Source organism: Shewanella metallivivens (genome assembly GCF_028750675.1).
Lineage (GTDB): Bacteria > Pseudomonadota > Gammaproteobacteria > Enterobacterales > Shewanellaceae > Shewanella > Shewanella metallivivens.
In genome coordinates, this window is the sequence record NZ_JAQQPZ010000001.1 from 295,921 (window position 1) to 310,344 (window position 14,424).

Annotated in this window: 11 protein-coding genes; 10 read left to right on the forward strand and 1 reads right to left on the reverse strand. The window is 41.3% G+C overall.

The window, feature by feature from the left end; all coding sequences use genetic code 11:
* Positions 1 to 74 precede the first annotated feature (74 nt).
* From PQR79_RS01210 to PQR79_RS01255, 10 genes are all read left to right on the forward strand, one after another.
* Entirely contained in the window at positions 75 to 1,289 is a 1,215-nt protein-coding gene (locus tag PQR79_RS01210; protein ID WP_238105061.1) for an IscS subfamily cysteine desulfurase, read from the forward strand.
* A 32-nt stretch (positions 1,290 to 1,321) separates the two neighbouring features.
* A complete protein-coding gene (gene iscU / locus PQR79_RS01215; RefSeq protein WP_188920068.1) occupies positions 1,322 to 1,705 on the forward strand; it encodes a Fe-S cluster assembly scaffold IscU in 384 nt (127 codons plus the stop codon).
* Between the two features lie 20 nt (positions 1,706 to 1,725).
* Positions 1,726 to 2,049, forward strand: coding sequence for an iron-sulfur cluster assembly protein IscA (iscA, locus tag PQR79_RS01220; protein WP_188920066.1), 324 nt, complete (start codon positions 1,726 to 1,728; stop codon positions 2,047 to 2,049).
* Positions 2,050 to 2,097: 48 nt separating this feature from the next.
* Entirely contained in the window at positions 2,098 to 2,622 is a 525-nt protein-coding gene (gene hscB / locus PQR79_RS01225; protein WP_238105044.1) for a co-chaperone HscB, read from the forward strand.
* A gap of 64 nt (positions 2,623 to 2,686) precedes the next feature.
* Positions 2,687 to 4,546, forward strand: coding sequence for a Fe-S protein assembly chaperone HscA (gene hscA, locus PQR79_RS01230; RefSeq protein ID WP_238105042.1), 1,860 nt, complete (start codon positions 2,687 to 2,689; stop codon positions 4,544 to 4,546).
* 8 nt (positions 4,547 to 4,554) lie between these two features.
* A complete protein-coding gene (gene fdx / locus PQR79_RS01235; RefSeq protein WP_188920057.1) occupies positions 4,555 to 4,890 on the forward strand; it encodes an ISC system 2Fe-2S type ferredoxin in 336 nt (111 codons plus the stop codon).
* A gap of 146 nt (positions 4,891 to 5,036) precedes the next feature.
* The gene (rimK, locus tag PQR79_RS01240) at positions 5,037 to 5,948 is read left to right on the forward strand and encodes a 30S ribosomal protein S6--L-glutamate ligase (protein ID WP_238105021.1); all 912 of its coding nucleotides are present in this window, start codon (positions 5,037 to 5,039) and stop codon (positions 5,946 to 5,948) included.
* A gap of 123 nt (positions 5,949 to 6,071) precedes the next feature.
* Positions 6,072 to 6,503: a nucleoside-diphosphate kinase gene (gene ndk, locus PQR79_RS01245; protein ID WP_238105019.1), complete on the forward strand. Its 432-nt coding sequence runs from the start codon at positions 6,072 to 6,074 to the stop codon at positions 6,501 to 6,503.
* A gap of 1,109 nt (positions 6,504 to 7,612) precedes the next feature.
* Positions 7,613 to 10,288, forward strand: coding sequence for a TonB-dependent receptor (locus PQR79_RS01250; protein ID WP_238105016.1), 2,676 nt, complete (start codon positions 7,613 to 7,615; stop codon positions 10,286 to 10,288).
* Positions 10,289 to 11,378: 1,090 nt separating this feature from the next.
* Complete coding sequence (locus PQR79_RS01255; protein ID WP_238105005.1) at positions 11,379 to 13,898, forward strand: TonB-dependent receptor plug domain-containing protein; 2,520 nt, start codon at positions 11,379 to 11,381, stop codon at positions 13,896 to 13,898.
* Between the two features lie 90 nt (positions 13,899 to 13,988).
* Here the strand turns inward: PQR79_RS01255 and PQR79_RS01260 are convergent, their stop codons facing one another.
* On the reverse strand, positions 13,989 to 14,354 hold the full coding sequence (locus PQR79_RS01260) for a TraR/DksA family transcriptional regulator (RefSeq protein WP_238105003.1): 366 nt from the start codon (positions 14,352 to 14,354) through the stop codon (positions 13,989 to 13,991).
* Between the last annotated feature and the right edge of the window lie 70 nt (positions 14,355 to 14,424).

Sequence of the window (14,424 nt, forward strand, 5' to 3'; positions counted from 1 at the left end):
TGTTGATTGATAAATAATTATTATTTGTACGTTGTATGTAGCCTCATCTGAGACTGCTAAGTACGGAGTGTGTTATGAAGCTTCCTATCTATTTAGATTATGCCGCAACAACCCCTGTAGATCCGCGTGTCGCAGAAAAAATGGTGCAACACATGACAATGGACGGCGTGTTCGGTAATCCAGCATCGCGTTCACATCGTTATGGTTGGCAAGCTGAAGAGGCAGTTGATATTGCCCGTAATCAAGTTGCTGACTTGATTAATGCTGACCACCGCGAAATTGTTTTCACTTCTGGTGCGACCGAATCTAGTAACCTTGCCATTAAAGGTATTGCTCATTTTTATCATAAAAAGGGCAAGCACATCATCACCAGTAAAACTGAACATAAAGCGACATTAGACACTTGTCGTCAGTTAGAGCGTGAAGGTTACGAAGTCACTTATCTTGAGCCAGAAGCGAATGGCATCATTCCAATGGAACGTTTAGAAGCGGCCATGCGTGATGACACTATTTTAGTTAGCATCATGCATGTTAACAACGAAATTGGTGTCATACACGACATCGATGCAATCGGTGAGTTATGTCGTTCAAAAGGTATTTTCTTCCACATGGATGCAGCGCAAAGCGCAGGTAAATTACCGATTGATGTGCAAACCACTAAAGTAGATTTGATTTCGATTTCGGGTCATAAAATGTATGGCCCTAAAGGTATCGGTGCACTTTACGTTCGTCGTAAGCCACGTATTCGCCTTGAATCTCAAATGCACGGTGGTGGACACGAACGTGGCATGCGCAGTGGTACACTCGCGACCCACCAAATTGTTGGTCTAGGTGAAGCTGCGGCAATTGCCAAACAAGACATGGTTGAAGACAGCGCACGTATTACCCGTTTACGTGACAAATTATGGAATGGCATTAAGCACATTGAAGAAACCTATATCAATGGTGACATGGAACAGCGCTACAGCGGCATCTTTAACGTAAGCTTCAACTTTGTTGAAGGCGAATCGCTAATGATGGCACTGAAAGATTTAGCTGTTTCTTCAGGTTCAGCCTGTACCTCAGCCAGTTTAGAACCAAGCTACGTTTTACGTGCTTTAGGTTTAAACGATGAAATGGCTCATAGCTCAATTCGTTTTTCTATCGGTCGTTTTACTACCGATGAAGAAATTGAACATGCTATTAAAACGATAACTGAATCTATTGATAAGTTACGTGAAATGTCTCCTCTTTGGGAGATGTTCAAAGATGGTATCGATTTGAACCAAGTTCAATGGGCACATCATTAATCGTTTAACGACAAAGATTTAGGAGCAATATCATGGCTTATAGCGAAAAAGTAATCGATCATTATGAAAACCCACGTAACGTAGGTTCATTTGATAAAAACGATCCATCTGTAGTGACCGGTATGGTTGGCGCACCAGCATGTGGTGACGTAATGAAACTGCAACTTAAAATTGGTGCTAATGGCATTATTGAAGATGCAAAGTTCAAAACATACGGTTGTGGTAGCGCGATTGCATCAAGCTCACTGGTAACTGAATGGGTTAAAGGCAAAAGTGTCGACGAAGCAGCAACAATTAAAAACGCTGATATCGCTGAAGAACTTGCATTGCCACCTGTTAAAATTCATTGTTCAATTTTGGCTGAAGATGCCATTAAGGCAGCAATTGAAGAGTATAAAAGTAAGCAAGCTAAGTAAGACTTAGACCTGGAGTATAGATGGCTATTTCAATGACACCAGCGGCAGCAGACCGAGTCAGATCGTTTCTTGCTAACCGCGGCAAAGGCTTAGGTTTACGCCTTGGATTGAGAACATCAGGTTGTTCAGGTATGGCATACGTTATTGAGTTTGTTGATGAGCTCAATGACGATGATGAAGTCTATAACATCGATGGTGTGAACATCATCATCGATGCTAAAAGCTTTATTTATTTGCAAGGAATTGAGCTCGACTTTGTCAAAGAAGGCCTAAATGAAGGTTTTCAGTTTAATAACCCTAATGCAAAAGGCGAATGTGGTTGCGGTGAAAGCTTTACCGTTTAAACATTACCTGAGCCGTTTTATCGAAAACAGTAAGCATGATATCTGCCCATGAATTATTTCGATCTGTTTAATCTAGAACCTGCCTTTGATATCGACACCGCCTTACTTGCAGAGCGCTACCGCGAACTGCAACGGGCGGTACATCCCGATAAATTTGCCAACGACACTGAACAACAAAAAATGTTGTCTGTACAACGTACAGCGCAAATTAATGATGGCTACCAAACGCTTAAAAACCCCTTACGTCGTGCCGAGCACATGTTGAGTTTACGTGGCATTGAATTAAGCCATGAAACCACCACGCTTAAAGATGGTGCATTTTTAATGCAGCAAATGGAATGGCGTGAAGCATTAGAAGACATCCAGCATAGCCAACAACCTCAAGACTTAATTGACGAGTTATACGACTCTTTCAGCGAATTTGAATCATCATTGTCGGTTCAATTAGCCACGTTACTCGCCTCAAATGATCAAGCTGATGCATTATTAGCAGCAGATCAAATACGTAAGCTTAAGTTTATGGCAAAATTGCAAGATGAGTTAAGCCGTATTGAAGATGGTTTGCTTGACTAACTAAGGCATACATTAAATTTTATGACTAGCACTGCTGGTCAATAACACAACAAGTTGGAACACTATGGCACTGTTGCAAATTGCAGAACCTGGCCAAAGCGCCGCACCACACCAACATCGTTTGGCTGTGGGGATCGATCTTGGCACCACTAATTCATTAGTGGCCACAGTTAGAAGCGGACTTGCATCGACCTTAGCAGATGACAATGGCCGCCACTCATTACCCTCCGTAGTGCATTATGGTGAAGACGCTGTGCAAGTGGGTTTTGAAGCCCAAGCTAAGTCTGCGTTAGATCCACAAAACACCATAGTATCGGTTAAACGTTTTATGGGCCGTAGCTTAGCTGATGTGCAATCAGGTGTTCATAAATTACCTTATGCATTGCATGCAAGTGAAAATGGTTTACCTGTTTTTAGCACACCAATGGGCCAGGTTAATCCTGTACAAGTGTCAGCAGAAATTTTAAAGCCGTTAATTGCCCGAGCTGAAACCACACTAGGTGGTGAGCTGCAAGGTATTGTGATTACCGTACCGGCTTATTTTGACGATGCTCAACGTCAAGGCACAAAAGATGCGGCTGAATTACTCGGCGTGAAGGTACTGCGTTTACTCAATGAGCCCACTGCAGCTGCGATTGCTTACGGATTAGATTCTAAGCAAGAAGGCGTGATTGCGATTTATGACCTAGGTGGTGGTACTTTTGATATTTCAGTTCTGCGCCTAAATCGTGGCGTCTTTGAAGTATTGGCTACTGGCGGTGACTCAGCACTTGGCGGTGATGACTTTGATCATCTATTAGTGAGCTATTTACAACAAGTGTGGAATATCACTGAGCCTAACAACCAGTTGGCGCGTCAGTTATTAATTGAAGCACGTCGTGTTAAAGAAGCCCTAACAGAAAATGACAGTGCTGATGCTAGCGTTGTGATTGATAATCAAACATTAACGACTTCAGTTGATAAGTCATTATTTAACGAACTGATTGGCGCGTTAGTGAAAAAAACCATTAGCAGTTGTCGCCGTACTTTACGTGATGCTGGTGTGAGTGTTGATGAAGTCATTGAAACCGTGATGGTGGGTGGTTCAACGCGTGTACCGTTAGTGCGAGAGCAAGTTGAAGCTTTCTTTAAAAAAGCCCCACTGACCTCCATTGATCCAGATCGCGTTGTGGCGATTGGCGCTGCGATTCAAGCCGATATTTTGGTGGGTAATAAACCTGAATCGGACTTGTTATTGTTAGATGTTATTCCGTTATCGCTTGGTGTAGAAACCATGGGCGGACTGGTTGAAAAAGTCGTGACCCGTAACACCACAATCCCGGTTGCCCGTGCGCAAGAGTTTACGACGTTTAAAGACGGTCAAACGGCAATGGCATTCCATGTGGTACAGGGCGAGCGTGAATTGGTTGAAGATTGCCGTTCATTGGCACGCTTTACGCTTCATGGTATACCTCCGTTGGCCGCAGGTGCTGCGCATATTCGAGTGACGTTTCAAGTGGATGCCGATGGTCTGTTAAGTGTTACCGCGATGGAAAAATCAACCGAGGTGAAAACCACCATTCAGGTTAAACCATCATTTGGTTTGTCTGACACTGAAATTGCCACCATGCTCAAAGATTCAATGAAGCATGCAAAAGATGACATTACTCGTCGTATGCTTGCTGAGCAAAAAGTCGAAGCCGCACGTGTTATTGAGTCGCTTAATGCTGCACTGGGTAAAGACGGTGATTTACTCGAAGAGCAAGAGCGTCAGCTATTGGCGACTGCCATTGCAGAGCTTGCAGCAACAGCGCAACAAGATGATGTTGATGCAATCGAGAAAGCCATTGCTAAGTTAGATGAACAAACTCAAGATTTTGCGTCTCGACGCATGGATAATTCTATTAGAACGGCGCTAAAAGGGCAGTCGGTCGATAACATATAGGTGAAATAATGCCACAGTTAGTATTTTTACCCCATCAAGAGCTTTGTCCTGACGGCGCAGTTCTCGAAGCTGAAATTGGTGAAACCATTTTAGATGTTGCGCTGCGTAACGGTATTCACATCGAACACGCTTGTGAAAAGTCATGCGCTTGTACCACATGCCATGTGGTTGTGCGTGAAGGTTTTGACCAACTAGAAGAAAGCGATGAGCTTGAAGATGACATGTTAGATAAAGCATGGGGTCTAGAGCCTGAAAGCCGCTTGTCTTGCCAAGCTAAAGTCGTTGACTGCGATATGGTGATTGATATTCCTAAATACACCATTAACATGGTTAGCGAAGGCTAATTGATAATAACGCAAGCTTAATTCAAGCATATAAAATGAGAGTCAATCATCAAGATTGACTCTTTTTTTATTTCTGGTCATTCCAGTCATTGATTTTACATAAACTCAGCGTATGATGCGCGAAAATTCCTATTTTGGAGCACTCTGTGCGCATCGCAATACTGTCTCAAGGCCCGCAATTATATTCTACTCGTCGCTTAGTCGAAGCTGCTGTTGCTCGTGGTCATGAGGTTAAAGTGATCAACCCTGTAAAGTGCTATATGAATATCAATATGACCAAGCCGAGTATTCATATGGCTGGTAAAGATTTAGGTCATTTTGATGCAGTGATCCCGCGGATTGGTGCGTCTGTGACGTTTTATGGTTCTGCGGTATTGCGCCAATTGGAAATGATGGGTGTTTACTCTGTAAATAGCTCAATTGGCATTGCTCGCTCACGTGATAAATTGCGTTCAATGCAATTATTGTCCCGTAAGGGGATTGGCCTTCCCATTACTGGTTTTGCGAATAAACCCAGTGATATACCAGATTTAATCGACATGGTTGGCGGTGCACCGTTAGTGGTTAAATTACTCGAAGGCACCCAGGGGATAGGTGTCGTGCTTGCTGAAACCCGCAAAGCAGCAGAAAGCGTGTTAGAAGCCTTTATGGGCCTTAAAGCTAACATAATGGTGCAAGAATACATTGCCGAAGCACAAGGTGCGGATATTCGCTGTTTTGTATTAGGCGATAAGGTGATTGCAGCCATGAAGCGACAAGCCAAACCTGGTGAGTTTCGCTCAAACTTACATCGAGGTGGCAGCGCCACTTTGGTAAAGCTTTCACCTCAAGAACGTTCAGTGGCCTTACGCGCGGCGCGCACTATGGGGTTAAATGTGGCTGGGGTTGATTTATTACGTTCAAATCATGGGCCTGTCGTCATGGAAGTGAACTCGTCGCCGGGGCTTGAAGGGATTGAAGCGGCAACAGATAAAGATGTTGCTGACGCTATCATTTGTTTTATCGAAAAAAATGCCAATAAGCAGAGCAAAAAAAGCGCTGAAATGGGCGTTTGTTAATCTAAATGACATACACAAATGCTGAAATGTGATTGCTGACGTTGATAAGGCTAGGCATTTTCAGTTTAATTACGTATAATCCGCGCGAATTTTTTAAACTTGCTCACATTAAGGAAGCTAGTTATGGCGATCGAACGCACATTTTCTATTATCAAGCCAGATGCAGTTGCTAAAAACCACATCGGTGCTATCTATAACCGTTTTGAATCAGCTGGTCTAACGATCATTGCTTCTAAAATGGTTCACCTTTCGAAAGAACAAGCTGAAGGCTTCTACGCAGAACACAGTGCACGTCCTTTCTTTGGTGCTTTAGTGTCTTTCATGACTTCTGGTCCAGTGATGGTTCAAGTGTTAGAAGGCGAAAATGCAGTACTAGCTAACCGCGAAATCATGGGTGCAACTAACCCAGCTGAAGCAGCACGTGGTACTTTACGTGCAGACTACGCTGCAAGCATTGACGAAAACGCAGTTCACGGTTCTGATGCAGTAGAATCTGCAGCTCGTGAAATTGCTTACTTCTTCAGCGCTGAAGAATTGTGCCCACGCACTCGTTAATCTTCGCTTGTAAGATGATAAAAAGGAGCCTCATGGCTCCTTTTTTGTATTGAACAGCAACAATGTCCATCTAGTAGCTTCCGTCACTCAGTCGTTAACATCTTGTAAGCAGTCCAGCGCTTACACACGATAGCCAACGCCAAGCGCCAATCTCTAAGACTCAACACTCAACAGTAATCTCAAACTCTTATGCCAATCCGCGTGCATCTAGCACCGAATATTCAATCAACATTAATACCGCATAACGGTATTTCGATGGCTTTTTACAATAGGTTTTATTTTTCCATTCAATTGATGTTAATCAAGCAGCAGTTATCTGCGTAGAGGGCGCCTAATTGGTCGCTTTAGTCACCTTGAGATACTCAGTAAATCCGATACTTTTCCTGCAATAAAATGTTACCTGTTTGTTGCGTGCGAGATGTTGCTTTTTTGAGTGATAAATGAGCTGTTTGGCGAGTGTAAGGTCAATATCATGGGCTAGTTTGATGCTTTATTACACTGTTTTTTTTGCATCGGTAAGTGTGTAAATAAGCTTTTTGAGTTATTTATTAACATAATTTGAATAAGAATAGACGTATAGGGTGCGTTTAAGTTTAATTGTGAATAAATAGTCGTTGGGTGATAAAGACAAATCTGCTGCTTTTTAGTTCAAATGAATAATACTTTAATTTAATTTACAAAAATAGTAACAGATGCATTTTGTGGTTGATTGTTTAATTATTGTTGCAGGTGTGTTTTTTGTGTTTTTCTTAGATCTTTTGTTTGTTTATTTATTGTTTTATTATTTGTGTAATTTCAATTAATAAAAAGCAACATAATAACAACAATAATGCTTAATTTGGTTTATTTTCTTGATTTTATTATAAAATATTTTTTGTTAATTAATTGTTTGATTTATTTTAATTATCATTTCACTATCATTTTGTTTACATGTTGCCATTGTTGACTAAATGTTTTTTATTCTTCAATAATGTAACCCGATAATTTGTTTTATTAATTATCTACATACCATATAAAAATTATAATTACTTATAATCACGAATAAATTACTTATGAATTACTTATAAGTTACTTATGTGTGTTTAATATAAGTTAAAGGGAGATTATCCATGAGTTCATTAACGTTAACAGCTAAGGCGGTTCGCCGTAGTATTCTAGCTGCGACAGCAGTGTCGGTTGGTTTTTCAGGCTTAGTATTTGCCGAAGAAGTGGAAAAAGTTGAGCGTATTGAGGTTACAGGTTCACGTATTAAGCAAGTGGATATGGAAACGTCTTCGCCTGTTACCGTATTAAGTGCCGCAGATATTGCACTTACAGGTGAAAAAACAGTTGCTGATGTTCTGAACAACTCATCAATTAACGCATTCGGTTCATGGCGTGGAACATCTGGCTATGGTTCAGGTGCAAGTGCAACGAGCTCAATTAACATGCGTGGTCTAGGTTCTCAGGCAACGTTAGTTTTACTCGATGGTCGTCGTATGCCTGGTACGAGTTCCAGCTCGGGTTCAACTGCTGATACTTCGCAAATTCCGATTGCTATTGTAGAACGAATTGAAATTTTACGTGATGGTGCCTCTGCCGTTTATGGTTCAGATGCAGTTGCAGGCGTAATTAACATCATTACTAAAAAAGAATTTGAAGGTGTTCAATTAGATTACAGCACTGAAATACCTGATGTTGAAGGTGGTGACGCGACTCGTTTCTCTATTGCAACAGGTTTCAACACTGATAAAGGTAACATCACTTTCACATACGAATACTATGATACCGAAGCTGTAATGGATAGTGACATTTGGAATATGGATGACGATTCTTATGGTGATTATAGCTCATTCAGTTCAGTACCAAATGGTTATTACAATACAGGTGAAGTAGATGAAGATGGTGATGATGTTTATGGTTTCTACTCAAACTCTGAAATGTGCGATGATACAGAAAACGTCGTAAATGGAACTGATGGCGATAACAATGGCCGTTGTTACTATAGCTATGGTGAAGTGACTAAACTTTTCGGTGATATGACACGTAACTCGTTTATGACTAATTTTAGTTATGACATTACTGATAATATTCAATTCCGTGGTCGTGGATCTGCATCATTAAGTGAAACCAATACACGTTATGCTGGTACACCTGTTTCGACTAACTACCCAGTTATGTCTGCTGATAATGCGTATAACCCAACTGGCGCAGACATGACCATTTATATGCGTTCTGTGCAACTCGGTGAGCGTGATACGTTAACTGAAACCAATAACTACGATATGTTAGGTGGTTTAGTTGGATTCACTGATATCGGTAACGGTATCGATTGGGAAGTCAATGCTCAATATTCAGGTTCAACAACTAACTCATTTAACTACAACTTGATTAATGACGACATTATTCAAAGCGAAATCGATACTGGTAACTACGATATCTTCAACACCAGTGGTATGAGCTACGATGAGTGGGATGAATCGATGACTGAGTTGTACAGTGCAGCAGCTCATACCGGTGTTTACCAAGGTAAATTCGATAGTACTCAGATTGATGGTTTAGCTTCTACTACACTGATTGATAATGACAACTTCACACTTGCTATGTTAGTCGGTGCTGAGTACGAAATGATCAACTTCAAGCAAACTTCAGACCCAGAATCAGCAGCAGGTATTATCTCAGGTGGTTCAGGTGGTGATGATGTCGATGCTGAACGTGATCGTACAGCAGCATACACAGAAATCCAAATGGGCTTACCTTCAAATATCGATGTTTCGTTAGCCCTTCGTTACGAGCGTTATGAACAAGAAGGTTCGCTAACTGGTGCGACAGGTGTTGTGACTAACTCTTCAACATTTGATGCTGTTGTACCTAAAATTGGTGTGAGCTGGCGCCCTATTGACAGCTTATTAGTACGTGCAAGTTATGGTGATTCATTCCGTGCGCCTAATATGGGCGAGATGTTTTCATCTCAATCGTTAAGCTTTGAAACTGCATATGACTCAGTATGGTGTGAAGCGAACAACGATTCAGATGCTAACTACTGTGCTACAGGTAACCAGCATAAAACATGGTTTGGTGGTAACCCAGACCTAGAAGCTGAAGAAGGTAACTCGCTAACATTAGGTGCAGTTTGGAATGTTACTGATGCTTGGAGTGTTGAACTTTCTTACTACGATATTACTTACGACAACAAGATTGAAGCTGTCAGTGCAACAGATGTTATTCGTGACGAAGTACTTAATGGCAGTTCAGACTCGGTGACTCGTGGGGCTGATGGTAAAATTGAATACATAGAAAGTGGCTACATTAATATGTCTTCAGTTGAAACCAGCGGTTTAGATTTTGCCACATCGTATAATTTAGAAACGAGTTTCGGTGACTTCAACTTCAAAGTTGATATGACACATGTATTAGAATTTGTAGAGCAAACTGATTCTGATTCGGTTGCAATCGATTACGCAGGTTTGCAAGATTATCCGCAATGGCGTGGTAACTTAGCTGCATCTTGGTACTACAGCGACTTTAACGCTGCTTGGACAACTGTGTACATTGGTAGTCAGTCTGGCGATTACTGGCGTGACCTCGGTTACGATTATATTACTGATACACCGGATTACTTTAAACACAACATCCAGTTTGGTTATACCCATGATTGGAACGGTACTATCACAGTGGGTGTAAATAACGTCTTTGATGAAGAAGCACCAACTTGGTACGACTTCTCTGGTTACCGTGATGTAAATACTGACTTATATGATGTATTAGGTCGTACTTTCTATCTACGTGTTAACCAAAAATTCTAAACGAGTGTAGATACTAAAAACCTCTGCTATTTGGAGGTTCCAGATTAATGAAAACCCCCACTTTTTTAAAGTGGGGGTTTTATTTTGTTTTTTATTAATACCAATCCGCATTAATAAGTGACCACTCAGAATGCGTCCAGCGGTTTTGATTAAGGCGTCGCTATGTAGTCATGGTTGTTCCCTTTCAAATAGCGAGAACGTAAAGCAAAAGCGGCTGGGGCCTTCCTTTGTGGCGAGTTTTAAAAGGGCTTATACTGCGTTGCATGACTTCGAAAGAGAATCACTATTCATTCAGTCATTCGCCTTGTTTAAGCCCTTTTAAATTCTCGCAAAGAGATCACTTGCTAACGCGGAATGGTATAAGGATTACATTTGCTTGTTGTGTACTCGTGAAGTCTTGGACTGTCTAGGCATATTTTGGCATCGATGTGATACTCCCTATACTCATTCTATTGGTGGTTTTGCTGACTAATTACTGACCATCTGGACGGTGTAATGGTCATTAAGAGCGTTAAACTCAACGTGCTTTTTTGATGGGCTTCTTCGTTTTAGGCGAGTGTCGGTAAGGGCATTAATAAGTTTTTTGAGTTATTTATTAACATAATTTGAATAAAAATAAGCGTATAGAGTACGTTTAAGTTTAATGGTGAATAAATAGTCATTGAGTCACAAAGACAAATTTGCTGTTTTTTAGTTCAAATGAATAATAATTTAATTAAATTTACAAAACAGTAATGGATACATTTTGTGATTAATTTCGACTTTATTGTTGTGAGTATGTTTTTTATGTTTTTTATAAATTCTTTATTTGTACCTTTATAGTTTATCGTTTGTATTTTTTTTAGTTTATAAAAACAACATTAAAGTAACAATGTTGAGCGAATTGCATTATGTGTCTGATTGTAAATATAAAATAATTAGTCAAATTAATTATCAAGTTTGATTTTATTATCATTTTGTTTACATGCCACCTTTGTTGACGAAAAGTTTTTTATTCACTAATAATATTTTGGTAGTTGGCTAGGTCGATTATCAATAATTAAAAATATAACAATTGGTTTTATTTAATTCCAAGAATAGGGAGTTTTTCATGAGTTCAGTAACATTGACTGCCAAAGCAATACGCCGCAGTTTATTAGCTGTAGCAGCAACAAGTGTCGCAACAACAAGTTTATTTTCTTCTGCTGTTATCGCGGCAGATGACGAGAAAGTTGAACGTATCGAAGTTACTGGTTCACGTATTCAGCGACAAGATATGGAAACGGCATCACCTGTGACCGTTATTTCTGCCGAATCGATCCGTGCAGAAGGTTTTACCTCTGTCGATGAGCTGCTCCAGGCGCAAACGTCAATGGCCGGTGCCGCTTTAGGTTCTAGTTCAAACAATGGTTCAGATGGTGTAGCGCAAGTCGACTTACGTGGTATGGGGTCTCAACGCACGTTAGTGCTATTAAACGGCCGTCGTATGGTGAACTCTGGCTCAGGCGCAGACAGTTCTGTCGATTTGAACTCGATTCCCGTGGCAATGATTGCACGTGTTGAGATTTTAAAAGATGGTGCGTCAGCCGTTTATGGTTCTGACGCCATCGCAGGTGTGGTTAACATCATTACTAAAAAAGATTTTGAAGGATTCCAATTAGATCTTAACGGTAGCACTACCAGCGAAAGTGATGGTGAAACAGGGGAAATCAGCGGTTTATACGGATTTAATACCGACAGCGGTAACTATACATTTGGTGCGGCTTATTCAAAGCGTGAAGGCGTGATTCAATCTGACCGCGATTGGACGGAGCCTGGGTACAGTTCTTATCTTCCAACGGGTTCACTTGATGGTATGGTGCAAGATGGTGCCGGTGGTTGGGAAGAACGTTCAACCGGTTATGATTATACGACAAGCAGCTACTACCAAACGCCAAACGAGCGTTACAGCTTGTTTGCTAACATGGTCCAAGAACTCGACAATGACCTAGTATTAACGGCTGATGCGTTGTACACCAAACGAAAATCTGATCAACAGTTAGCACCACAACCCGCATCAGTCATGCTAGATGTGTGTGATAGCGATGCGGATAGTTCATGTGTCACGTTGACCGATGCGATGACAGATGCTGGTATTTCAGCTGATGACACTGGCCGTGTTGAATATCGCCGTCGTATCACAGATGCTGGACCGCGTATTTATTCACAAGATACCGATACATTCCGGATCTCAGCGGGTCTTGCTGGTGAGCTTGATATTAATAATGGTATGAACTGGGATGTTGCTTACACCTACGGTAAGAACAAAGCAGAATCTACCGTTGCAAACTCAATTAATGCGACCAATCTGTCTGAGTCAGTTTATGCCAATCAAGATGCTTGGTTCAGTGGTGACGCATTAACAACAGATATTGTGGATGATATCAGCTATACCGACAATGCTGATGGCGGAAATGAGCAACACGTTATTTCTGCGGGCCTAAACGGCGATTTATTTGATGTGAGCGCGGGTACCGTCGCGTTTGCGATTGGCGCAGAATACCGTTATGAAAGCGGTTATTACAACCCCGATCCAGTGACTGTTGCCGGTGACAGTACAGCTGCACAGCAAGATGCAACCGATGGCAACTACGATGTTATCTCTGTTTTCCAAGAAGTGAGTGTTCCGTTTACTGATAAACTCACCGGTGAATTTGCACTGCGTTATGACGATTATTCAACATTTGGTAAAGCCTCTACCTGGAAAGTCGGTTTAACCTATGAAGCAACCGATGATTTAATGCTTCGTGGTGTTGCAGCAACGGGTTTCCGTGCGCCAAGTATCAGCGAGCTATACGGCGGAGACACAGGTTCATACGATTATTTAGACGATCCATGGGGTAACGAGCAAGATTCACAAATCTTGGTGCGTTATACCTCAGATGAAGATCTACAAGCAGAAGAATCAGACTCATATACAGCGGGTTTAGTCTACTCACCAAGTTATGTTGAAGGATTATCGTTAACGCTTGATTACTGGCGCTTCAAAGTGACTAATGCCATTACTCGTTTGGATGTTCAAGCGGGTCTAGATGCGTGTTATGCCGATGCCTCATCTTCATCGTGTGAAACCTTTAATATTGGTTCAAATGGAGATTTAACTAATCTAACGAGTTCACTCACTAACGTTGGCAGCCAAGATACCAGTGGTATTGACTTTAACTTAGCCTACAGCTTCAGTGCATTATCGCTAGATTGGAAAATCAACAATGATACCACCTACTTACTGAACTTTGAGCAAGAAGGCATTGATTACACGAATATGATCGACGGTAACTTTGGCGCTTATGCTGAAGTGCGCAACAACTTTAATATCCAAGCTGGCCAAGGTGATTGGAACGTTATCTATTCGAACCGTTATATCGGTGAAATGGAAGATCTAGGTACGGGCGATGATGTTGATGCCGTGCTTTATCACAACATTGCGGGTACCTATCATGTGTCTGAAATGATTACATTAAGTGCTGGTGTGAAAAACATCACTGATGAAGAGCCATCAGATGTGTCTAACGGCAGCGATGGTGGTACGGTACCAGAAGTGTATGACACTGTAGGCCGCCAGTACTTCGGCGGTGTAAGCATTAAGTTTTAATTGATAGCGCGTTAAGAGTGCACCTATTGGCACTGAAAGACAAAAGCCTGCAATTGCCGCAGGCTTTTTATTTGGCGCTAATATCAGGCCTTAGTGACTTAAACGTAGCTCGAGTCGGTGTTCACTCATATATTTACGCTGACAACTTGCACAGCGCTGCTCAGTAGGATCGTTAATTAATCGACTTATTTCGATTTCCATTTCACAATCAGAGCATAAACCGTACAAGCCCAAATCTAATTGACATAAGGCTGCATCGAGTTTCATTAATTGAGTAAACAATTCCGTATTCGCTAACTTAACTTGTGGCATAAAATCAATAATATCCTCAAGAGTCGCTGTTTGAGCAAGCTCTGCAGAATCTGGAGAGACATCTTTGATAATAAGCAATAGTTCACGACGAAGCCTGAGTTCAAGCTGTTGTAATTTTTGCTGTATGTCCAGAGAGTTGTGCAACGGAGGTAACCTTTACTGATATTGTCACTAGAAATTCTATTCTAAGCACAAAATATCTGCAGGTTATGAC

Bases quoted from the DNA above. Each gene is read 5' to 3' on its own strand.
- ndk (WP_238105019.1), top strand. From the start codon at position 6,072: ATGGCGATCGAACGCACATTTTCTATTATCAAGCCAGATGCAGTTGCT.
- hscA (WP_238105042.1), top strand. From the start codon at position 2,687: ATGGCACTGTTGCAAATTGCAGAACCTGGCCAAAGCGCCGCACCACAC.
- PQR79_RS01250 (WP_238105016.1), top strand. From the start codon at position 7,613: ATGAGTTCATTAACGTTAACAGCTAAGGCGGTTCGCCGTAGTATTCTA.
- iscA (WP_188920066.1), top strand. From the start codon at position 1,726: ATGGCTATTTCAATGACACCAGCGGCAGCAGACCGAGTCAGATCGTTT.
- iscU (WP_188920068.1), top strand. From the start codon at position 1,322: ATGGCTTATAGCGAAAAAGTAATCGATCATTATGAAAACCCACGTAAC.
- PQR79_RS01210 (WP_238105061.1), top strand. From the start codon at position 75: ATGAAGCTTCCTATCTATTTAGATTATGCCGCAACAACCCCTGTAGAT.
- fdx (WP_188920057.1), top strand. From the start codon at position 4,555: ATGCCACAGTTAGTATTTTTACCCCATCAAGAGCTTTGTCCTGACGGC.
- PQR79_RS01255 (WP_238105005.1), top strand. From the start codon at position 11,379: ATGAGTTCAGTAACATTGACTGCCAAAGCAATACGCCGCAGTTTATTA.
- hscB (WP_238105044.1), top strand. From the start codon at position 2,098: ATGAATTATTTCGATCTGTTTAATCTAGAACCTGCCTTTGATATCGAC.